Origin of the sequence: Streptomyces sp. NPDC028722 (genome assembly GCF_040637655.1) — a bacterium.
Lineage (GTDB): Bacteria > Actinomycetota > Actinomycetes > Streptomycetales > Streptomycetaceae > Streptomyces.
The window spans coordinates 265442-285594 of record NZ_JBEZWU010000003.1; the positions used below are offsets into that span (position 1 = coordinate 265442).

Annotated in this window: 20 protein-coding genes; 8 read left to right on the forward strand and 12 right to left on the reverse strand. The window is 74.9% G+C overall.

The window, feature by feature from the left end; all coding sequences use genetic code 11:
* Window positions 1–47: 47 nt before the first annotated feature.
* On the reverse strand, window positions 48–500 hold the full coding sequence (locus AB0F03_RS06470) for an Lrp/AsnC family transcriptional regulator (protein WP_361987119.1): 453 nt from the start codon (window positions 498–500) through the stop codon (window positions 48–50).
* Between the two features lie 82 nt (window positions 501–582).
* Between AB0F03_RS06470 and AB0F03_RS06475 the strand changes: the two genes are divergently transcribed.
* The 3 genes from AB0F03_RS06475 to AB0F03_RS06485 all read left to right on the forward strand — a co-directional run bounded on the left by AB0F03_RS06475 (window position 583) and on the right by AB0F03_RS06485 (window position 3282).
* Window positions 583–1200 carry a LysE family transporter gene (locus tag AB0F03_RS06475; RefSeq protein ID WP_361987121.1) on the forward strand — a complete coding sequence of 206 codons (618 nt, stop codon included), beginning with the start codon at window positions 583–585 and terminating at the stop codon, window positions 1198–1200.
* Between the two features lie 79 nt (window positions 1201–1279).
* Window positions 1280–1948, forward strand: coding sequence for a pyridoxal 5'-phosphate synthase (locus AB0F03_RS06480; RefSeq protein WP_361987123.1), 669 nt, complete (start codon window positions 1280–1282; stop codon window positions 1946–1948).
* Window positions 1949–2094: 146 nt separating this feature from the next.
* Complete coding sequence (locus AB0F03_RS06485; protein WP_361987125.1) at window positions 2095–3282, forward strand: NAD(P)/FAD-dependent oxidoreductase; 1188 nt, start codon at window positions 2095–2097, stop codon at window positions 3280–3282.
* Window positions 3283–3297: 15 nt separating this feature from the next.
* Here the strand turns inward: AB0F03_RS06485 and AB0F03_RS06490 are convergent, their stop codons facing one another.
* Entirely contained in the window at window positions 3298–4539 is a 1242-nt protein-coding gene (locus AB0F03_RS06490; protein WP_361987503.1) for an MFS transporter, read from the reverse strand.
* Between the two features lie 173 nt (window positions 4540–4712).
* On the opposite strand from AB0F03_RS06490, the gene AB0F03_RS06495 reads away from it, so the two are divergent.
* The gene (locus AB0F03_RS06495) at window positions 4713–5714 is read left to right on the forward strand and encodes a helix-turn-helix domain-containing protein (protein ID WP_361987127.1); all 1002 of its coding nucleotides are present in this window, start codon (window positions 4713–4715) and stop codon (window positions 5712–5714) included.
* 684 nt (window positions 5715–6398) lie between these two features.
* On the opposite strand, the gene AB0F03_RS06500 is transcribed toward AB0F03_RS06495, so the two are convergent.
* The 5 genes from AB0F03_RS06500 to AB0F03_RS06520 form a co-directional block, all read right to left on the reverse strand.
* The gene (locus tag AB0F03_RS06500) at window positions 6399–6872 is read right to left on the reverse strand and encodes an ATP-binding protein (RefSeq protein WP_361987505.1); all 474 of its coding nucleotides are present in this window, start codon (window positions 6870–6872) and stop codon (window positions 6399–6401) included.
* Window positions 6873–6890: 18 nt separating this feature from the next.
* Window positions 6891–7028: a hypothetical protein gene (locus AB0F03_RS06505; protein ID WP_361987129.1), complete on the reverse strand. Its 138-nt coding sequence runs from the start codon at window positions 7026–7028 to the stop codon at window positions 6891–6893.
* 402 nt (window positions 7029–7430) lie between these two features.
* Entirely contained in the window at window positions 7431–7940 is a 510-nt protein-coding gene (locus tag AB0F03_RS06510) for a hypothetical protein (RefSeq protein WP_361987130.1), read from the reverse strand.
* Between the two features lie 24 nt (window positions 7941–7964).
* Window positions 7965–9188, reverse strand: coding sequence for a maleylpyruvate isomerase N-terminal domain-containing protein (locus AB0F03_RS06515; RefSeq protein ID WP_361987507.1), 1224 nt, complete (start codon window positions 9186–9188; stop codon window positions 7965–7967).
* A 245-nt stretch (window positions 9189–9433) separates the two neighbouring features.
* Entirely contained in the window at window positions 9434–9991 is a 558-nt protein-coding gene (locus tag AB0F03_RS06520; protein ID WP_361987132.1) for a sigma-70 family RNA polymerase sigma factor, read from the reverse strand.
* 342 nt (window positions 9992–10333) lie between these two features.
* Here AB0F03_RS06520 and AB0F03_RS06525 point away from each other — a divergent pair, with 342 nt between their 5' ends.
* Both AB0F03_RS06525 and AB0F03_RS06530 read left to right on the forward strand, forming a co-directional pair.
* Entirely contained in the window at window positions 10334–10708 is a 375-nt protein-coding gene (locus AB0F03_RS06525; RefSeq protein ID WP_361987134.1) for an STAS domain-containing protein, read from the forward strand.
* Between the two features lie 180 nt (window positions 10709–10888).
* Entirely contained in the window at window positions 10889–11401 is a 513-nt protein-coding gene (locus AB0F03_RS06530; protein ID WP_361987136.1) for an EF-hand domain-containing protein, read from the forward strand.
* A gap of 13 nt (window positions 11402–11414) precedes the next feature.
* Here AB0F03_RS06530 and purU read toward each other — a convergent pair whose 3' ends face one another.
* The gene (gene purU, locus AB0F03_RS06535) at window positions 11415–12299 is read right to left on the reverse strand and encodes a formyltetrahydrofolate deformylase (RefSeq protein WP_361987138.1); all 885 of its coding nucleotides are present in this window, start codon (window positions 12297–12299) and stop codon (window positions 11415–11417) included.
* 61 nt (window positions 12300–12360) lie between these two features.
* Complete coding sequence (locus tag AB0F03_RS06540; protein WP_361987140.1) at window positions 12361–12861, reverse strand: hypothetical protein; 501 nt, start codon at window positions 12859–12861, stop codon at window positions 12361–12363.
* 117 nt (window positions 12862–12978) lie between these two features.
* Between AB0F03_RS06540 and AB0F03_RS06545 the strand changes: the two genes are divergently transcribed.
* On the forward strand, window positions 12979–14304 hold the full coding sequence (locus AB0F03_RS06545; protein WP_361987142.1) for an ABC transporter substrate-binding protein: 1326 nt from the start codon (window positions 12979–12981) through the stop codon (window positions 14302–14304).
* Between the two features lie 30 nt (window positions 14305–14334).
* On the opposite strand, the gene AB0F03_RS06550 is transcribed toward AB0F03_RS06545, so the two are convergent.
* Window positions 14335–16182: a hypothetical protein gene (locus AB0F03_RS06550; protein ID WP_361987144.1), complete on the reverse strand. Its 1848-nt coding sequence runs from the start codon at window positions 16180–16182 to the stop codon at window positions 14335–14337.
* Window positions 16183–16383: 201 nt separating this feature from the next.
* A complete protein-coding gene (locus AB0F03_RS06555) occupies window positions 16384–17769 on the reverse strand; it encodes a transcriptional regulator (protein WP_361987145.1) in 1386 nt (461 codons plus the stop codon).
* Between the two features lie 267 nt (window positions 17770–18036).
* On the opposite strand from AB0F03_RS06555, the gene AB0F03_RS06560 reads away from it, so the two are divergent.
* On the forward strand, window positions 18037–18702 hold the full coding sequence (locus AB0F03_RS06560) for a bifunctional DNA primase/polymerase (RefSeq protein ID WP_361987146.1): 666 nt from the start codon (window positions 18037–18039) through the stop codon (window positions 18700–18702).
* A 594-nt stretch (window positions 18703–19296) separates the two neighbouring features.
* Here the strand turns inward: AB0F03_RS06560 and AB0F03_RS06565 are convergent.
* Window positions 19297–20115: a class I SAM-dependent methyltransferase gene (locus AB0F03_RS06565; RefSeq protein ID WP_361987148.1), complete on the reverse strand. Its 819-nt coding sequence runs from the start codon at window positions 20113–20115 to the stop codon at window positions 19297–19299.
* Between the last annotated feature and the right edge of the window lie 38 nt (window positions 20116–20153).

Sequence of the window (20153 nt, forward strand, 5' to 3'; positions counted from 1 at the left end):
TGTCCGGCAGGCGGTGGTCCACCCGAGGTGGACCACCGCCTGTTTCGTCATGCCGGCAACGGCCGGTCCCGCACCACGTGTTTCATCACCAGCGTCGACGTCAGCCGCTGCACCCCCGGCAGGGTCGCCAGCCGCTCGTCGTACAGCCGCTGGAAGGCGGCCAGGTCGGCGGTGGCGACCCGGAGCAGGTAGTCCGGCTCCCCGAAGAGCCGCTGGGCGTCCAGCACGTGCTCCAGCTCACCGACCGCCCGCTCGAACCCGGCGACCGTGTCCCGGTCCTCCTGCCGCATGGACACGAAGACCAGTGCCTCGAAGTTCAGCCCGAGGGCCGTCGCGTCCACCACCGCGCGGTAGCCCTGGATGGCACCGGACCGCTCCAGCTCCCGCAGCCGCCGGTGGCAGGGCGAGACGCTCAGCCGCACCCGGGCGGCCAGCTCGGTCACGGTCAGCCGCCCGTCCTGTTGCAGCTCGGCAAGGATTTTCCGGTCTACGTCGTCCATGAAGAAAATATTTGCTCAGATCGCGCGATCATGGGCAAACTTCGGGAACACTTTCGGGCCATTCGCGCCTAATGTCCCCGGCATGGACTCGGGACTGCTCCTCTCCTTCCTCGTGGTGGACCTGCTGCTGGTGTGCGTGCCGGGCGCCGACTGGGCGTACGTCATCGCGGGCGCCCTGCGCGGCAGCCCGGTCCCGCGCGCGGTGGCCGGCCTGGTCTGCGGATACGCCCTGCACACCGCGCTGGCGGCGGCCGGCCTCGCGGTGCTGGTGGCCGGCTCCCCCCGGCTGCTGACGGCCCTGACCGTGGCCGGCGCCGGCTATCTGCTGTGGCTGGGCTGGGGCGTCCTGCGCCGCCCGGCGGTCCCCGGCGCCGCCGGCGCGCCCCCGCCCGCCGGCCGGCCGTTCCTGCGCGGCGCGACGATCAGCGGCCTCAACCCCAAGGGCCTGCTGCTCTACCTCTCGGTCCTTCCCCAGTTCCTCACCCTGCGGGGCGCCCACCTCCCCGTCCCCGCGCAGACGGCGGCCCTCGGGCTGCTCCACATGGCGTGCTGCGCGGCCGTCTATCTCACCGTCGGCGTCCTCGCCCGCACCCTGCTCGCCGCCCGCCCGGCGGCGGCGCGCGCGGTGACCCGCACCTCCGGGGCGGCGATGCTGGGCATCGGCGCCCTGCTGCTGGCGGAACGGCTGGCGACGCTCTAGGGTTCCCGCGCCGCGGGGTCCCCCCGGGGCGGTGGCGCCGTGCGGGAGTGAGACCGCGCCCACCGGTGATACTCGCCCCATGGCACAAAAGGATCTCCACGCACTCCTCCGCTCGCTGCGCGTCTGGGACCCCGGGGTGACGGAGCTGCGCCCCTTCGATCCGGACACGGCACCTCCCACCCCGCTGACCCTGTTCACGGACTGGTTCGCGGAGGCGGTGGCGGCGGGGCAGCCGGAGCCGCACACCATGACGCTGGCGACCGTGGACGAGGAGGGCCGGCCGGACGCGCGGATCGTGATGCTGCACGGCGCCGACGCGGACGGCTGGTCCTTCGCCACGCACGCCACGAGCCGCAAGGGCCGCGACCTGAGCGTCCGGCCGTACGCCGCCCTCACCTTCTACTGGCCGGTGCTCGGGCGGCAGGTGCGGCTGCGGGGGCCGGTGGCGGCGGCGCCGTCGCCGGAGAGCCAGGCCGATCTGCACGCGCGTTCCACGGGCGCGCTGGCCGCCGCGCTGACCGGGCGGCAGAGCGAGGACCTGTCCTCGGCGGCCGAGCTGCGGGAGGCCTCCGAGGCGGCGTGGGAGAGGGCGCGGGAGAATCCGGACGAGCCGTCGCCGACCTGGACGCTGTACCGGGTCCGCCCGGAGACGGTGGAGTTCTTCCAGGGGGACGCGCGACGGCAGCACGTCCGGCTGGAGTACCGCAGCACCGGGTTCGGCTGGAGCAGGGGCCTGCTGTGGCCGTGAGGGCGCCGGCCGCGCGCTGAGGCGGGGGGCGCAGGGGCCTGCGGGCGGCTGCGGGTCCGCCGTGGACCGGGCCTCGTGATCAAGTCGCAACCGATTCCGGTCTTGACCGAGACCCATCAACCTGGTGGGTGATTACGCTCCCGCTCATGGCCGTCTCCCGTCCCTCCCCCGCCCACCTCTCGCCGACCCCCGCCGACCGCCCGGTCTACGTCATCGGCGCGGGTCCGGGCGGCCTGGCCGCCGCCCACGCGCTGCGGGCGCGGGGCGTACGGGCCGTGGTGCTGGAGAAGTCCGACCAGGTGGGCGCCTCCTGGCGCCGGCACTACGACCGGCTGCGGCTGCACACCACCCGGCGGCTGTCCGCCCTGCCCGGCCTCGCCGTCCCCCGCCGGTTCGGGCGCTGGGTGGCCCGGGACAACGTGGTGCGCTACCTGGAGAAGTACGCCGAACACCACCGGCTGGAGATCGTCACCGGGGTGGAGGTGCACCGCGTCGAGCGGACCGGGGACGGCACCGGCTGGCTGCTGCACGCCTCCGGCGGGCGGGAGCTGACCGGCACCGCGGTGGTCGTCGCCACCGGCTACAACCACACCCCGCGGGTCCCCGACTGGCCCGGCCGCGAGATGTACACCGGGGAGTTCCTGCACGCGGGCGAGTACCGCGCCCCCGGGCCGTACGCCGGCCGGGACGTGCTCGTCGTCGGCATCGGCAACACCGGCGCGGAGATCGCCGTCGACCTGGTGGAGGGCGGGGCCGCGCGGGTGCGGCTGGCGGTGCGCACGGCGCCGCACATCCTGCGCCGGTCGACCCTCGGCTGGGCCGCCCAGTACACGGGCGTACTGGTCCGGCGGCTGCCGGTGCGGCTCGTGGACCGGCTCGCCGGACCGGTGACCCGGATCAGTACCCCGGACCTGTCCGCGCACGGGCTGCCGCGCCCCGACACCGGCCTGTACAGCAGGGTGCGGCAGGGCGCGATCCCGGTCCAGGACGTCGGCCTGACCGACGCCGTACGCCGGGGCACGGTGGAGATCGTCGCCGCCGTCGAGGCGTTCGACGACGGGAAGGTGGTCCTCGCCGACGGCAGCCGGATCACGCCCGACGCGGTGATCGCGGCGACCGGGTACGTGCGCGCGCTGGAGGGGCTCGTCGGGCATCTCGGGGTGCTGGACGAACGCGGGCGGCCGGTGGTGCACGGCGGCCGCACGCCCGCGCAGGCGCCCGGTCTGTACTTCACCGGCTTCACCAACCCGATCAGCGGGATGCTGCGGGAGCTGGCGATCGACGCGCGCCGGATCGCACGGGCCGTCGCCAAGAGCCTCTCCGCCCGGCGGTGACCCCGCCGGGCACCCTCACGCGGCGACCGTGCGGGCGTCCGGGGCGCGGCGGATGACCAGGGACATGAGGGCGGCCGCCGCACACAGGGTGCCGGAGGCGTACCAGACCAGGTCGTAGGAGCCGAGGACGTCGTGGGCGAGGCCGCCCAGGTAGGCGACGAGGGCCGCGCCGATCTGGTGGGAGGCGAGGACCCAGCCGAAGACGATGGCGCTGTCCTCGCCGAACCGCTCGCGGCACAGGGCCAGGGTGGGCGGGACGGTGGCCACCCAGTCCAGGCCGTAGAAGACCACGAAGAAGAGCATCGGCGGGTGCACGGCGGGGCCCAGCAGCATCGGCAGGAAGAGCAGCGACAGGCCGCGCAGGGCGTAGTAGACGGCGAGCAGGCGGCGCGGTTCGACGCGGTCGGTGAACCAGCCGGAGGCGATCGTGCCGACGACGTCGAACACGCCGATCACCGCGAGCAGCGAGGCCGCCGTCGTCACGGGCATCCCGTGGTCGTGCTCGGCGGGCACGAAGTGGGTCTGGATCAGCCCGTTGGTGGAGGCTCCGCAGATCGCGAAGGTGCCGGCGAGCAGCCAGAAGGTGCCCGTCCGGGCGGCGGCGGACAGGACGGTGAGCGTGCGGCGGGCGGCGCCGGTGACGGGCGGCGGCTTCGGCACGGACTCCCGCGCCCCGTACGGCGCCGCGCCGACGTCGGCCGGGTGGTCGCGCAGCAGCAGCCAGACGAAGGGGACCACGGCGAGCGCGGCCAGGGCGACGGTCACCGCGGCGGGACGCCAGTGGTGCCGCTCGACGATCCGGGACAGCAGCGGCAGGAAGATCAGCTGTCCGGAGGCGGAGGCCGCGGTGAGGATGCCGCTGACCAGGCCGCGCCGCTCGGTGAACCAGCGGTTGGTCACGGTCGCGGCGAAGGCCAGTGCCATGGAGCCGGTGCCGAGGCCGACCAGCAGTCCCCAGCACAGCCACAGTTGCCAGGCCGCCGTCATCCACACCGTCAGCCCGGAGCCGGCCGCGATCACGAGGAGCGCGAGGGCGACCACGCGCCGGATGCCGAAGCGGTCCATCAGCGCGGCGGCGAACGGCGCGGTGAGGCCGTACAGCGCGAGATTCAGGGAGACGGCCACGCCGATCGTGCCGCGCGACCAGCCGAACTCCTGGTGCAGCGGGTCGATGAGCAGGCCGGGCAGGGAGCGGAAGGCAGCCGCGCCGATGATCGTGACGAAGGTGACCGCGGCGACGAACCAGGCGCGGTGCACGCGGTGGTGCCGGGCGGGCGGGGCCTGGACAGGGGCGGGGACGGGCGCGGCGTCCGGGGCGGGAACGGCGTCCGGGGCGGGGGCTGGGCTTGTCCGAGTCACGTCACCCAGCCTCGGGTCCCCGCGCGCGAGCAACGAGTGGCCCGGAGGACAGCCTTCACTAGGATCGGGCCATGACACCCACAGGGGAATTCCGGCCGCACCGGATCGCCGTCCTGGCCCTGGACGGCCTGCTGCCCTTCGAACTCGGCATCCCGCACCGGATCTTCGGCCGCCCGCGGGACGCGCGGGGACGACACCTGTACGAGGTCGTGACCTGCTCCGTACGGCCGCCCGGCCCGGTCGAGACGGACGCCGACTTCGCCGTGCACGTCGCCCACGGCCCCGAGGCCCTGGCCACGGCCGACACGGTCATCGTCCCCGCGTCGTACGAACTCGGCCCGGTCCACGACGAGGGCCGGCTCACCGACGACCTGGCCGCCGCCCTCGCCCGCGTCCGCCCCGGCACCCGGCTCGCCTCCATCTGCACCGGCGTCTACGTCCTCGCCGCCGCCGGTTACCTCGACGGCCGCCCGGCGACCACGCACTGGGCGCACGCGGAACACCTCCAGCGGCTGTTCCCGCGGATCCGGGTGGACGCGGACGTGCTGTTCGTCGACGACGGTGACGTGCTGACCTCGGCCGGCGTGGCCGCCGGGATCGACCTGTGCCTGCACATGGTCCGCCGCGACTTCGGCACGGCCGTCGCCAACGAGGTCGCCCGGAGCACGGTCGTACCGCCCCACCGGGACGGCGGTCAGGCCCAGTTCATCCACCGCCCCGTCCCCGACCCGCAGCTGGCCACGACGACCGCCGCCCGGGCCTGGGCGCTGGCCCGGCTGCACGAACCGATCCAGCTGCGGGACATGGCCGGGCAGGAGGCCATGTCGGTACGCACGTTCACCCGCCGCTTCCGGGAGGAGGTCGGTGTCAGCCCCGGCCAGTGGCTCACCCGGCAGCGCGTGGAACGCGCCCGGCATCTACTGGAATCCACCGGTCTGTCCATGGACCAGGTGGCGCGGGAGGCGGGCTTCGGCACGGCCCAGTCGATGCGGCAGCACCTCCAGCAGACGCTCGGGGTGACGCCGACGGCGTACCGGCGGACGTTCCGGGCGGGGGGCGGCACTCGGGCGTGAGCACTGCTCCGCCGAACGGCGAAAAGTTGTCCACAGCCTGTGGAGAAACGAGACGGCTCGCGTTCGGCGGCACCGAGAAGGCCACCGGTGACACCGGCGGCGCCCCTTGGGACGCCGGCCCACGCCCGGCACACGCGTGACGGCGGGGGTGCGGAGGGGCGGGGCGCGGTCGGGGATGTGTGGTCGGCGAGGGGCGGGGAGGCGCGGTCGGCGGGGTGCGGTTAGCGAGGGGCGGGCGGGGAGGTGCGGTTGGCGGGGGCGGTTGGCGATGCGTGGTTGACGGGGTGCGGTCGGCGGGACGCGGTTGGCGGGGTGCGGTTAGCGAGGGGCGGGCGAAGGCGCGGGCGGCGGGACGCGGTTGGCGGGACGCGGTTGGCGGGACGCAGCCGGGGAGGCGCGGTCGGGGAGGCTCGGTCGGGGAGGCTCGGGCGGCGGGACGCGGTTGACGGGGGTGGTTGGCGGCGCGCCCCCCAGCGTCCCGCGCGCGCCGCCCTCCGATGCGACCCACGCTCGACGAGGGCCGCCGTCACCCGGGCCCTCGCCGTCCCCTCGCGGCGAATCGACGCACACCAGCCTGATCAGAGAGCCGGCGAACGTCAACGCCGGTACGGCCGCGGGCCGTCCGCGCCTTGTGCGCCGACCCCGCGCACGGATGCACCACCGGCGCACCACCGCGCAGGCGGACTACACCGCCTCGAACGCGAAGCCGTCGTACGCGGACAGTGCGCCCCCGTACGCCATCGCCGCGCTGTCCCGGGGCTTGGAACAGCGGTCCAGTTCGCACCAGATGCTCTTCCCGGCACCGTCGGGGCTCCAGCCCCAGCGGTCGGCGAGGCAGTCCACGAGGGCCAGGCCGCGGCCGCCGGTGGCGTCGCTGCCGACGCAACGGGGCACGGGGGCGCGGGAACTGGTGTCGGCCACCTCCACCCGCACCGTGGCCGACGCGGTCTTCCCGGCCACCGGGCCCGGCAGGCAGAGGCGCAGCACGGCCGGACGGCCGGTGTGCACGACGGCGTTGGTCACCAGCTCGGAGACGAGCAGGATCAGGGTCTCGGCCAGCGGTTCGTCGGCCGTTATCCCCGAACCGGCGAGCCGCGAGCGGGCCCACTTCCTGGCCCGTCCCACCTCCGCGGGGTCGGGCCGGATCTCCAGCTGCACTTGAAGCACCTGCACCGCTCACACCATCCGAACCGGCGGACACATGACCCCGCGCCGGCCGCGCGTCACGGCGTCAGCCGCGGCGGCGATCACGACGAGGGCCACGATCGTAGCCATTTTCTGCATGGCCAGGACAACGGCCAGAGCAGGGGTCACGTTGTGTGACTCCCTTGCGAGACAGCATGGTTGACGTACAGTCACCCCAACAAGCGCTTCGGGCATATTCCCGCGCGAAGGAGTACGCGTGCGGCATACTGTGCGACGCTCGTGCCGGGGAGTCGAACAGGCGGCGTCCGAAGGGCCGACCGCCCCGCCAGCAGCGGCGCGCACCGCGCGGCCCGGCATCGCCCCAGGGGCATCACCGGCCCGGCTCGTCCGCGCAGCCACTCGCATCCCACACAAGGTACCGGAGCGGACGCCCGACTCCAGGCCGTGACAAGTCGCGGTATGGACACAACCCGGTATCAACGCTCTGTGATGCCGACACGCCACGATCCGCAACATCAAAGGCCAAAGCTTCTGGCTCGCCCCAGCCTCCGACCACCCCGGCCGTGGCGGTCAGAGGGTGTTGATCCGCCAGGCGAGAACGCCCGTGGCGCCCTTCAGGCCGACGACGTCCACACGGACCGGCCCGTCGCCGCCGATCCGCCGCCGCACCACGGACCGGTCGCAGGGGACCGCCATGCCGGCACCGGTGGTCGCGGAACCCGTGGTCGCGGGACCGACGGTCAGCCGGGCACCGCCCTGCCCGAGACAGGTCAGGACGAGCCGGTAGGTCTTTGCCTCGTCCAGTACCGGACGGGTATGGATGCCGTCCCGGACACGCTCCGCGCCGCCCTCCAGGAGCACGCCTCCGGGAACGCCCGCCACCACGGACGTCGCCTGCTTCATCAGAGCGGTCTCCGACGTGGAACCCGCCTCCCGGGAGGGGGTGGTGGTGTGCGGCGAGGGTGCGGACCGACCGGCACCGTGACCGCCGGAACCCTGGCTGCAGGAGGCGAGGGCCAGGACCGACGCGGCCACGGCGGCGCAGGCCGGAACAGTTCGCCGGACGGACGGACGGCTCATGTCGGTCTCTCCCACTGCTTCCGGTCACATCCGGCTCAGGCTTGCCGTGGCGAAGAGTACGTCCCTGATCGCCCGGCGGTCGCCGTGCTGGCCCGCCGCGGCGTCCTCGGGGGAGATGTGGCCCGCGGCCAGGTGGCAGAACTCGACGCCGTCCAGGGCGACATGGGCCACCTCGTGGTCGGCGGAGCCCACCGCCGCCGGTGAGTCGAGCGCGATCAGCCACTCGCCGCCGCCCGCGCCCTCGATCTCCAGGCGCAGGCTGCGTCCGGGGGCGCCGGCCGGGACCAGGTGGGGTGTCCGGTCACCCGGTGCGGACAGGCCCGCGCGGCGGCGTCCGGCGAGTACCGCCGGCAGCAGCCGGGCCGCGAGGTCGATCATCCGGTTGAGGTGGTGCGGGGCCGGCGGCTCGTACGGGTAGTGCACCGCCTCCGCGATGTCCGCGGCGTGCACCCAGCACTCGAAGGCGCGGTCCAGCATCGCGTCGCGCAGGGGCAGGGTGAAGTCGCCGTACGCCACCGGCAGTCCGCCGGCGTGGCTGCCCGTGAAGGACACCGTCCGCACCAGGCTGTGGCTCTGCTCCCGCCAGGGTCCGCGCACCGTACGGGTCGGCGGGAAGCGGGAGGCCCGCCAGTACGCCTCCGTGCGCCCGGCCGGGCCGGCGGCGCTGGCGCCCCGCCCGGGCGCGGCGGGGAGCGGGTCCTCCAGGCCGAGCGCCGTCGCGACCAGCCCGTCGACCGACAGCAGGTGCGCGATGACTCCGGCGACGGTCGTACGGCGGCTCGTCGGGCGGTCGTCGTCGAACCAGCGCAGCCGCACCGGCGCGTGCCACTCCGCGTCGCCGAAGTCCTGGAGCAGCGCGTCCAGGCGGGCGGTCTCGGCGTCGTAGGGCACGGCCCAGCCGGGCACCGGGATGCGCGGCGGCCGGCGGCCCAGGCAGCTCTTCAGGACGCGGGTGCGCAGTGCGGGGTTCAGGTCGAGGCTCTCCGGCTGGTGCAGCAGGCCGACCGCCTCGCGCAGCCGGCGGGCCTCGTCGGCGCAGCCGCCGCAGTCGCCCAGGTGTTCCTCGACGGCCGCCGTCTCCGCCGCCGAGCAGGCGGCCAGCGCCCAGGCGCCGAGGAGCGACTTCAGGACACCGTGCGACAGGCCGGGCGGGGCGGGGACGTGGTCCGCGGGGGTGTGGTCCGCCGGGGCGGTGAGGCCGGGCAGCCGGGCCCCGCTGTCCTCGACGGAGGCGCGGGGCGTGGGTATCCGGGGCCGCCGGGCGGGGCCGGGCGCGCCGGTGCCGTGCGGCGCGTCCCCCGCACCGCCCCCGGAACCGCCGGTGCCGGGCGACGTGCTCCCCGCGGCGCCCCCGGCGTCCGTGCCGTCGTGGACCGGGTGTCCGGGGTCGGCGCCGGTGCCGGTGCCGTCGTCAGGCTGTTCGCCGTCGGACTCGCGCGCGTGCCGCTCCCGCGCCGCGCGGTCGTCGTGCGCCTCGGACCGGTCCGCGCCGCTCACGCCGCACCTCCGGGTTCCGGCGGTGTCCCGGCGTCGTGCGCGGTGGACAGCAGCTGGAGGCCGAGGCGGAGCCGGCGGCGGGCCTCCTCCTCGGTGACGCCGAGGTCGGCCGCGGTCTGGCGGTAGTCGCGGCGCCGGGAGTAGGCGAGGTCCAGGGCGGCACGCAGCGGGGCCGGCATGGAGTGGACGATGAAGTCGGCGCGGGCGGCGACCGAGGCACGGCGGACGGTGTTCTCCAGTTCCTCGGGCCGCGACCGGTCCCGTTCCTCCCGGTCGCGCAGCCGCCGGACGGCGGCCCGGTGGGTGAGGCCGGCGATCCAGGTGCGCAGGGGCCCCTGTCCGGGGTCGTAGGTCTCGGGGTGTTCCCAGACGTGGGTGAAGACCTCGCGGGTGACGGCGTCGGCGGCCTCCTCGGCGCCGAGGACGCGGTGGGCGAGGCCGTGCACGAGGGAGGCGAACCGGTCGTACAGCTCGCCGAGGGCCGCGGCCTCACCGCGGGCGAGCCGCTGCTGCATCTTCCGGTCCCAGCGGGGTGGTACGTCCTTCCCGGCCATGCCGTCCCCTCCCCTCGCGCGTCTCCGGCCCGACCAGCCTGTCGTCCCTGCCGTCCCGAATGTAGTCGGCACGTCCGACAGTGCACGCCCTGTTGTGCCAATGTGCGCCCCCCGGAGCACCGCAGGTGATAGTGCCCTCTTCACACATCCTTCACGCCCGCCGCGTGCGACTCTGATCGAACATGATTGATGGTGACCGAAACAAGCCTCCTGTTGATCATCTGCCGTTTACCGCTTCGCGTTTCAGGGAACGGCCGCTGGGCAGCCGCCCCGAAGCAAACGTAGGAACTGCTTCCGGTTCCGGGCGGTTCCGGGAGATCCGGCGAACGGAGGGGCAGGGCCGTGGCATTCAACGTGACCGGCGTCGAGCAGGGCGAGTGGGCCGTGCTCCGGGTCTCCGGGGAGCTGGACCTGATGACCTCCCCGTTGCTGCGCCAGCGGGTGCACGACGTCGTCGCCGAGGGGCACCACAGCCTGGTCGTGGACCTCTCCGACGTCTTCTTCTGCGACTCCAGCGGGGTCGGCGTGCTCATCGCGTCCCGCCGGCTGATCCGCTCCTGCCAGGGCCGGCTCCGGCTGATCCTGCCGGACCGCGGCGCGGAGGACGGCTCGCACGTCAACCGCGTCCTCGGCGCGCTCGGCGTCCGCCGCCTCTTCGACGTGCGCCCCGACCTCGACACGGCGACCACCGACGAGGCCGGGCCCCTCTCCGCCTGAACGGCCCGCACGGCTGGGTGACTCGGCCGCACCGTTGTCCCGGAATTCCCCCGGTCCTGGCACAACTGCCGGTTTCCCGTTACCCGGCGGCCACCCGCGTCGTACGCTCCCTGCCAGGCCGGCCCCACCCACAGGCGCGGCCCACATGGACGACCCACACGTAAGGCGGCCCGAACAGACATGGTCAGCACCGAGTACGAGCGCAGGATCGCCGCCCGGTTCGCCACCTTCGACCAGGACGGCAACGGCTCCATCGACCGCGCGGACTTCAACGCGGCGGCCAAGGCCCTGCTCGCCGAGTTCACCGTGCCCGCCCGCTCCGACCGGGGGCAGGCCCTGTACGCCGGCGCGGAGGCGTTCTGGCAGGGCATGGCCGGCATCGCCGACCGGGACGGCGACCAGCGCATCACCCGCGAGGAGTTCGTCACCGGGGCGGTCAAGCGGCTGCGGGACAACCCCGGCCGCTTCGCCGAGATCGCCCGCCCCTTCCTGCACGCGGCCCTGGCCGTGGCCGGCGCCGACGACGACGGCCGGCTGGGCACCGCCGACACCGCGCGCGTGCTGCGGGTCCTGCACGTGCCGGAGGAGGTCGCCCGGCAGGTCGCCGCCGCCCTCGACACCGACGGCGACGGCAGGATCGGCGAGGCGGAGATCGTACCGGCGTTCGCGCGCTACTTCACGGTCGCCGAGTGACCACCGCGGCGCCCTAGGCGAAGACGACCGTCCGCCGGCCGTTGAGCAGGATCCTGCGCTCGGCATGCCACTTCACGGCCCGCGCCAGCGCCTGGCACTCCACGTCGCGTCCTACGGCCACGAGCTGGTCCGGCGTCACGTCGTGCCCGACCCGCTCGACCTCCTGCTCGATGATCGGCCCCTCGTCGAGGTCGGCGGTGACGTAGTGCGCCGTCGCCCCGATCAGCTTCACGCCCCGCGCGTGCGCCTGGTGGTAGGGCTTCGCGCCCTTGAAGCTCGGCAGGAAGGAGTGGTGGATGTTGATGATCCGCCCGCTGAGCTGCTTGCAGAGGTCGTCCGAGAGGACCTGCATGTAACGGGCGAGGACGACGAGTTCGACGCTCTCCTCGCGGACGATCCGGAGCAGCTTGTCCTCGCCCTCCGCCTTGTTCTCCTTCGTCACCGGGATGTGGTGGAAGGGGATGTTGTACGAACCCACCAGTTCCTGGAACTCGGTGTGATTCGACACCACGCCGACGATGTCCACGGGCAGCGCCCCGGTCCGCGCACGGAACAGCAGGTCGTTCAGGCAGTGCCCGAACTTGCTGACCATCAGCAGGATCCGCATCTTCTGGTCGGCCCGGTGGATCTGCCAGTCCATGTGGAAGGAGTCACCGATCGCGGCGAAGCTCGCCCGCAGCTTCTCCACCGTCACCGGCGCCTCGGCCGAGAAGTGGACGCGCATGAAGAACAGACCCGTGTCGTGGTCGCCGAACTGCTGGCTGTCCTCGATGTTGCAGCCGGTCATGAACAGGTAGCTGGACACGGCGTGCACGATGCCCTGCTTGTCCGGGCAGGAGAGCGTGAGGACGTACTGGTCGGCCGGCGCGGCGGCCGAGGAGGCGGACTGCTCGTTCATGCACCACAGGGTCCCATACCGGCGGCCCGCCGCCCCCGGCCGTCCGCCAGCCGGACCCGCGCTACGCGCTCCGGGTCTGGATGCGCAGGACGTCCAGGCTCTTCGGCGGCGACTCCGGGTCGTCCCCGTCGCTCACCGACATCCGCACGTGCGCGTCGCGGGCCGCCCGCACGGCCTCCGGCCACCCGGCGTGCTCCAGGTACGCGGCGACCGGCGCGTCCGGCCCGACCTGGTGCATGATGCGCAGCACCCGCAGCACGGCGGTGTCGACGAGGGCCGCTTCCTGCGAGTCGCGGAAGACGGTGCCGACGTATTTCTCCGCGGACCAGTTGTCCAGCCAGGTGTCCTCCACCAGCCGGTACACGGCGTCGGTGACGTCACCGAAGCCGTCCAGGCCGGCCAGCCAGACGTCCCGCTGGAACACCGGGTCGGAGAGCATGTGCAGCGCCGAGCGCACGTTGCTGCGCCACCGCCACCACGGCATGTCGTTCAAGGGCATGCCGCCCATGGTGGAGGAGCGACGGCCGCGACGGGAAGTGTTCTCCGAACCTTGCACGGTCATCGATCGTACGTTCCGCGCGCCGCGGGTCCCACCGGCCCCCGTAATTCATCCCGTCGTCACCCTTTGTCGACCGCGGGTCACTTCCGGGTTAGCGGTGTGAGGGAATCGTGTGTGCGCATGACCGGCAGGCGACGCACCCGCAGCACCCTCCCTCCCGCACCGTCCCGTGCCGTCAGAGCCACCGCCCTCGCGGCGGGCGCCGTGGCCCTGTGTACGTCGCTCACCGCCGCGTGCGGGGTCGTCCCCGGTGCCACGGGGGGCTCCGGGGACGGCCCGGTCAAGGTGATGACCTGGGCACCGCAGGACACCGACGCGACCAACAAGCCCGGCATGCCGGCGATGGCCCGCGCCTACGCCCGGTGGGTCAACGCACGCGGCGGCATCCACGGCCGCAGGCTCCAGGTGCTGACCTGCAACGACCACAACGACAGCGTGGGCGCGGCGAAGTGCGCGCGGCGCGCGGTGGACGAGAACGTGGTCGCGGTCGTCGGCTCCTACAGCCAGTTCGGCGACTCCTTCCTCGCTCCGCTGGAGGGCGCCGGCATCCCCTACATCGGCGGGTACGGCGTCACCAACGACGAGTTCACCGGCTCCATGTCCTATCCGGTCAACGGCGGCCAGCCCGCCCTCCTGGCCGGTCTCGGCGAGGCCCTCGCGGACGCCTGCGGCACTGTCGCCCTGGTCCGCCCCGACAGCATCGCCGGCGACCAGCTGCCCGCGATGCTCGATTCGGGGCTGCGGGCGGGCGGACACCGCGACGCCGGCGACCAGCTGGCCGCGGAGGACGCCACCGAGTACGGAAGCCAGGCCGAGCGGGCGCTGCGGTACGCCACCCGGGACACGGCGGGCAAGGGCTGTGTGGTGCCCGCGCTCGGCGACCGCACCGACACCTTCATGGACTCCTTCCGGCGGGCCCGCGACGACTTCCCGCGGGTGCGCACGGCGACCGTGCTGGGCAGCGTCGACCAGACCGTGATCGACGCCACCGGCGGGGCGTCGGGGCCGTACGAGGGGTCGTACATCACCGGCTGGTACCCGGTCGCCTCCGACCCGCGGTGGGCCCCGATGAAGAAGGTGATCAACGAGGAGGCCTTCGGCGACAACCGCATCGACCCCGCGGACGCCGGTGTGCAGACCACCTGGATCGCCTACACCGTCCTCAGGGCCGCGCTGGAGCGGATCGGCGACGGCGAGGTGAGCGCCGACACCGTGCGGCACACCCTCGGCGGCGGCCTGCGGGTCTCCACCGGTGGCCTCACCCCGACCCTGCGCTGGCCCTACGAGAGCAGGCTCGCCGCGGTCGGCTTCCCGAGGCTGGTCAACGCCGACGTCACCCTCCAGGTCGTGCGGGACGGCAGGCTGGTCGCGGCCCGCAAGGGCGTCGGCGGCGACCGCGGGATCACCGACATGACGTCGACCCTGGAGCACGCGGACGTGCCGTGACGGGTCCCGGCGGCCGGGACCCGTCGCCGGTCACAGCTGGGTGGGCTGGCGCTGGGTCAGGCCGTACTTCCGCGCGATCGTGTTCCACAGCGCCGCCGCCTTCGCCTTCTGCGCGCTGGCGGTGCCGCTCTCCCGGTTGCCGGCCAGGGTCTCACCCGTGGTGCGGGCGTGGCCCTTGTGGCAGATCTTGCGGCCCTTGGCCTGGTCGGCCCAGGCCGCGTAGTGGTTGTCGGCCGCGGCGGACGCCTGCCAGGCCCTGGTCAGCGCGGCCGTCAGGTCGCCGCTGCCCGGCAGCTTGTCGACGGAGATCGTGCCGAGCCGGGTGACCAGCCCGCCGCGCTGCTTGGCCGCGTCCCGCAGACCGGCGGCGGCCTGGTCGAGGTTGTCGCACCGCCGGACGTCGGTCACCGACTGGATCACCGAGGCACGGCTGCTGCCGCTGTCCGCGAGCAGCTTGTCCAGGTCGACCGCCTGCTGCCGGGCGGGGTCGACGGTGGGCGAGGCGGAGCCCTGGGTGGTGGGGGGTGCCGTGGCGGCCGTCTTGTCGTCGGTGCCCCCGTCCTTGCCGCCCCCGCCGCTCAGCAGCGCGCCGGCGCCCACACCGAGCACGATCAGGCCGATGCCTATGGCGGCGATCAGCGGCAGCCGTGACCGGCCCCGGCCCCGCCCGCCCTCGTCGTCCGCCTCGGGTCCGTACGACGGCTGCGCCGGGCGGTACGGGGCCTGTGCCGGGCCGGGGTGGGGGTCGGGCACGCGCGGGAGCTGCTGGGTGGACCCGGCCGGGCTGTCGTCGCCCGCCGGGCCGCCGCGGAAGAGGTTGTCGAACTCGGCGGGCGGCTGCCGGTCCCCGTCGGCCGCCTGGGCCTGGCCGGCGTACGGCGGGATGTACTGCGTGGCCTCCGCGTCGGAGGGCGCGGGCGCCGCCGGCCGGGGCCCGTGGCCGAGGTACCGCGTCTGCTCACCGGCCGACTCGGCCGGCACCGGCGGGAGGTACTGGGTGGCGGCCTGGTCCGCGGGGGCCGCCTGGACGGGCGGGAGGTACTGGGTGGCGCCCTCGTCGGCGGGGGCGGCGGGCACCGGCGGGAGGTACTGGGTGGCACCGTCCGCCGTGGGCGGCAGCGGGGTTCCCGCGCCCGGATGTCCGGCGCCCGGGACGGCGGGCGGCAACGGCGCGCCCGGCGCGGACTGCGCCGGGTACTGCTGCGGGTACTGCGCGGACTGGGGGTGCTGCTGGGGTTGTGAGGGCTGCTGGGGCTGCCCGTAGGGGTCGGGCGCGCCGTACGCGGGCTGCTGGGGCTGCCCGTAGGGGTCGGGCGCGCCGTACGCGGGCTGCTGGGGCACGCCGTAGCCACCGCTCTGCGGGCCGCCGTACTGCCCGCCCTGCCCGTCCGGGCCGCCGTACTGCTGCCCGGCCGGATCGCCCTGGCCGCCGTACTGCTGCGCCCCCTGCCCGGCGGGGCCGCTCCGGCCGCCGTAGTACTGCGCGTCCGGGCCGGCCGGGGCGCCGTACGACGGTGGCTGGCCGCCGGGGCCGTACGACGGCGGCTGGGCGCCGTAGGACGGGGTCTGGTCGCCGTACGACGGGGCCGGGGCGCCCTCGGGGGGCAGCGGGCCCGGATTCCCGGCGGACGGGGGCTGCGGGCCGGACCCGTCCGGGGTGCCCCACTGGGGGGCCGCCGGGGGCTGCCCCTGGCCCGGCTGGGGTGCGTGCTGCTCCGGGCTCCGGGCGCCGCCCCACGCCCGGCCGCCGGCCGGGGCCGCGGGGGCGGGCGTTCCGGTCGCGCCCGGCAGCAGGGGCTCGCCTCCGTCGGAGGGCAGCACGATGCCTTCGCGCGCGGGCCGCGCCGAGGGCTCCTCGCCCTGTCCACTCTGCGTCACCGGGACTCCTACTAATGGGGGACCTTGTGAATCGTCGGCTCACGCTACCGGGTCCCCCGAGCCGGGTGCCACGCAGCTCAGGACGCAACCTCCTTTCCTGTGACGGCGGTAACAGCGACGCCCCGCGGCGCGCGCCCCACAGCACCGGGCGCACGCCCGGCCGCCGTTCGCCGTCCGTTCACCCCCTGGCCGGGCGGGTGTTCACGCGGCCTGCGGAAGTTCCAGGCGCGCCCCGAACTCCCGCACCACCGCCTCGTCCCGGAACGGCTCCAGCCGCTGCTGGAGGTCGTCCAGGTACTCGGCGCCGCGATTGGACCGCAGGGTCTCCAGCAGTTCGACCGCCTTCATGCCCGTGCCACAGGCCTGTTCGATCTCGCGCTGCTGCACCTGGGCCGTGGCCAGCAGCACATACCCGATGGCGCGCCGGCGGGCGCGGGACTCGGGGTGCCCGGCCAGCGACTGCTCGGCGTACCGCGCCGCCTGCTCGGCCTGTCCCAGGTCACGGTGGCAGTGCGCCAGCTCGTCGGCGAGGTAGGCCTCGTCGAAGTGCCGGATCCACACCGGGTCGTCGTCGCGGGAGCCGTCCGCCCGCTCCATCGCCGCGACCGCCCGCCCGGTGGACGCCTGCGCCGCGCGCGCGTCACCGAGCAGGGCGTGCCCGCGCGCCTCGGCCCCGTGGAACATCGCCTCCACGCGCGGGGTCACCTGCCCGCGCGTCCCCTCCTGCGCCGCCCGCGCCAACTGGGCGATCTCCCGGGGGTTCCCGAGCTGCGCGGCGAGGTGGCTCATGGACGCGGCGAGTACGTAGCCGCCGTACCCGCGGTCCCCGGCGGCCTGGGCGAGCCGCAGCGACTGGATGTAGTACCGCTGCGCCAGGCCCGGTTGCCCGGTGTCGACGGCCATGTACCCGGCCAGTTCGGTCAGCCGGGCGACGGCGGCGAAGAGTTCCCGTCCGACGGCCTCCCGGTAGGAGCCCGCGAGCAGTCCGGAGACGACGCTGTTCAGGTAGTGCACGACGACCGGGCGCACGTGCCCGCTGCCGTACTGGTGGTCGAGGTCCGTCAGCGACCGGGTCATGGCCCGTACGGCGGCGACGTCGGACTGGCCCACGCGCGGGCCCGCCTGCCGGGCGACCTGGGCGTCCGGCGCCGAGATCAGCCAGTCGCGGCTGGGTTCGACCAGCGCGGAGGCGGCGACGGAGGAGCCGGACAGGAAGTCCCGGCGCCCCACGTCGCTGCGCCACAGCTCGCAGACCTGCTCGATGGCTCCCAGTACCGTCGGCGAGAACTGGAGACCGACGCCCGAGGCGAGGTTCTTGCCGTTGGCCATGCCGATCTCGTCGATCGTGACCGTACGGCCGAGCTTGCGCCCGAGCGCCTCGGCGATGATCGCCGGCGCCCGGCCCCGCGGCTGCTGGCCGCGCAGCCAGCGGGCCACGGACGTCTTGTCGTAGCGCAGGTCGAGACCGTGCTCGGCGCCGCACATGTTGACCCGCCGGGCCAGCCCGGCGTTCGAGCACCCCGCTTCCTGGATGAGTGTCTGGAGGCGTTCGTTCGGCTGCCTCGCCACGAGCGGCCTTGCGGCCATGTGCTACCCCCTGCGTTGCGATCCCCTGGAGCGTGAAGTTCAGGCCGGGAAGATCACTGCCCAGCTGACATACCGTCAATGCACGACATGTACGGTTTGCCGGGGTAACGACGGTTGCCCTCCCCCTCCTTGGCTACCCACCCCACGCCCCGCTTCCTCCCGCGCGCCCCCGCACGTGCACCCATGCGCCCCGACCGGCGGACCGGTGCTCCTCCCCCGCGCGCGCCGCGGCCGTAACCCCGGATGGGTGAGGGAGTTGAGAGGAACGTGGAAGAGACGATCGCGGACGCCCAGGACACTCAGACTGCCGGTCAGGTTCCGCAGCAGCGGGGGGAATCGCTGCTGGAGACCGCCGTACGGTACGCCGAGGAGCGGCACTGGGACGTGGTCCCGGGCAGCTGGCTGGAAGCGGTCGACGGGGTGCCGCACTGCTCGTGCCGTGACTTCTCCTGCCCTGCGCCGGGGGCGCACCCCACGCGCCCCGACTGGGCGGCCCAGGCGACCGGCAGCCCGACCGTCGTGCGCCGGATGTGGCAGCAGCAGCCGACGGCGTCGGTCCTGCTGCCGACCGGACGGACGTTCGACACGCTGTCCGTTGCGGAGAGCACGGGCTTCCTGGCCCTCGCCCGGATGGAGCGGATGGAGCTGACGCTCGGGCCGGTCACGCTGACTCCCGACCGGCGGATGCACTTCTTCGTGCTGCCGGGGGCCGGCCCGAAGGTGCCGGACCTGGTGCGGAAGCTGGGGTGGTCGCTGTCGTCCCTGGATCTGGCCGCGCTGGGCGAGGGCGCGTACGTGGCCGCGCCGCCCACCCGGGTGGGCACCCGGGGGGCCGTGCAGTGGGCCCGCCGGCCGACCCCGGCGAACCGCTGGCTGCCGGACGCGGAGGAGCTGATCTCCCCGCTGACCTACGCGTGCGGCCGGGACCGCTAGCCGCGGCGTCGGCGGGGCGCCCGGCCCCGCCGGAGGGCACGGCGCCGGCGGCCGGGACCGTGCGGCACCAGGACCGCCGACCAGGCCGGGCCCACGTCGGGACCGCCGGGCCGACCCGGACCGGCCGCGTCAGGACGCCAAGCCGACCGAGACCGGCCCGACCCAGAACCGCCGAGCCGACCAGGGCCGTGCCGTGCCAGAACCGCCTAGCCGCCGGGACCGGGCCCTTCGAGCCGCCGCAACCCGCCGTACCAAAGCCGCCCCGACCGCACCGGGCCAGGAGCGCCGAGACCGCGTCGCAGCCGCCCGGCCGGCCCGGACCGGCCGCGTCAGGACGCCGAGCCGGCCGGGACCGGGCCGTGCCAGATCGCCCCGACCGCCCGGCGCCAGGAGCGCCGCAACCACCCGGCCGGCCGGGACCGGCCGGGGCAGGGCTGCCCGGCCGGCGTGGACCAGGACGTGCCAGAGCCGCCGCGGCCATCACACGTCAGGGACGCCGCGACCGGGCCGGGTCAGGGCCTCCGGGCCGGTCGGGGGCAGGGCCGCCCGGCCGGTCGGGGGCCGGGCCGGGTCGGAGCCGCCCGGCCGGGCGGGTCAGGGGCGTCGGGCCGTCAGCACGCGTAGGCGGAAGTGGCAGTCCAGGTCCTTGCCCTCGCCGGTGACGGCGACGGCCCGGGTGTGGAAGGTCCGCCCGAGCGCGGCCAGCGCCGCGGGGTCCAGCGCGGCTAGGTCGTACATGCCGGACAGCGCCCTCCACACCCGCTCGGGCGGCCCGCTCATGTCGACCGTCGCCGTCTCCCACTCCGGCTCGCCGGTGAAACCGGCCGCGGTGACCAGCGCGCCCAGCGCCTCGGGGTCCCGGGCCCGGCGGTCGCCCAGCGCCGGCATCCGGCGCCCGGCGGGCGCCCCGGCGAGCGCCTCCGGCAGCAGCTCGCCGAACAGCTCGTACGCCGTCCCGCCCCCGCCGGCCCCGATGGCGCAGGCCAGCAGGCCGCCCGGCGCCAGCACCCGGGACAGCTCGGCGAGGACCTGGTCCAGGTCGGCCATCAGCATCAGCGCCAGGTGCGAGACGCAGGCGTCGAAGGCGCCGGTACGGAACGGGAGCCGCTGGGCCCGGGCCTCCAGCAGCGCCGCCGCGGACAGCGCCGGACGGCGGCGGGCCAGGGACAGCGACTGCGGTGAGAGGTCGACTCCGGCGAGCCGACGCCCCGGGGTACCGGCCAGCAGCTCCAGCAGCAGGCCGTCGCCGCAGCCGAGGTCCAGGACCCGGCGGCGGCCGGTGACGCGGTCCCGCAGGATCTCGTAGCCGGTGCGGGCCCCGGCGGCGCGGGCCGCGGCGAACACCTCGGTGGTCACCGCCGGCCGGCCGGCGTGGAAGCCCTTCAGGAAGCCCTCCTGGGCCTGGGTGCTCATACGCGGTCCTTGCCTGTGGGTAGGGGGCGGCGCGGCGG

Coding starts and splice junctions, on each gene's coding strand:
- AB0F03_RS06540 (WP_361987140.1), bottom strand. CDS start 12,861: ATGACCGTGCAAGGTTCGGAGAACACTTCCCGTCGCGGCCGTCGCTCC.
- AB0F03_RS06565 (WP_361987148.1), bottom strand. CDS start 20,115: ATGAGCACCCAGGCCCAGGAGGGCTTCCTGAAGGGCTTCCACGCCGGC.
- AB0F03_RS06470 (WP_361987119.1), bottom strand. CDS start 500: ATGGACGACGTAGACCGGAAAATCCTTGCCGAGCTGCAACAGGACGGG.
- AB0F03_RS06555 (WP_361987145.1), bottom strand. CDS start 17,769: ATGGCCGCAAGGCCGCTCGTGGCGAGGCAGCCGAACGAACGCCTCCAG.
- purU (WP_361987138.1), bottom strand. CDS start 12,299: ATGAACGAGCAGTCCGCCTCCTCGGCCGCCGCGCCGGCCGACCAGTAC.
- AB0F03_RS06530 (WP_361987136.1), top strand. CDS start 10,889: ATGGTCAGCACCGAGTACGAGCGCAGGATCGCCGCCCGGTTCGCCACC.
- AB0F03_RS06485 (WP_361987125.1), top strand. CDS start 2,095: ATGGCCGTCTCCCGTCCCTCCCCCGCCCACCTCTCGCCGACCCCCGCC.
- AB0F03_RS06520 (WP_361987132.1), bottom strand. CDS start 9,991: ATGGCCGGGAAGGACGTACCACCCCGCTGGGACCGGAAGATGCAGCAG.
- AB0F03_RS06480 (WP_361987123.1), top strand. CDS start 1,280: ATGGCACAAAAGGATCTCCACGCACTCCTCCGCTCGCTGCGCGTCTGG.
- AB0F03_RS06545 (WP_361987142.1), top strand. CDS start 12,979: ATGACCGGCAGGCGACGCACCCGCAGCACCCTCCCTCCCGCACCGTCC.
- AB0F03_RS06475 (WP_361987121.1), top strand. CDS start 583: ATGGACTCGGGACTGCTCCTCTCCTTCCTCGTGGTGGACCTGCTGCTG.
- AB0F03_RS06495 (WP_361987127.1), top strand. CDS start 4,713: ATGACACCCACAGGGGAATTCCGGCCGCACCGGATCGCCGTCCTGGCC.
- AB0F03_RS06510 (WP_361987130.1), bottom strand. CDS start 7,940: ATGAGCCGTCCGTCCGTCCGGCGAACTGTTCCGGCCTGCGCCGCCGTG.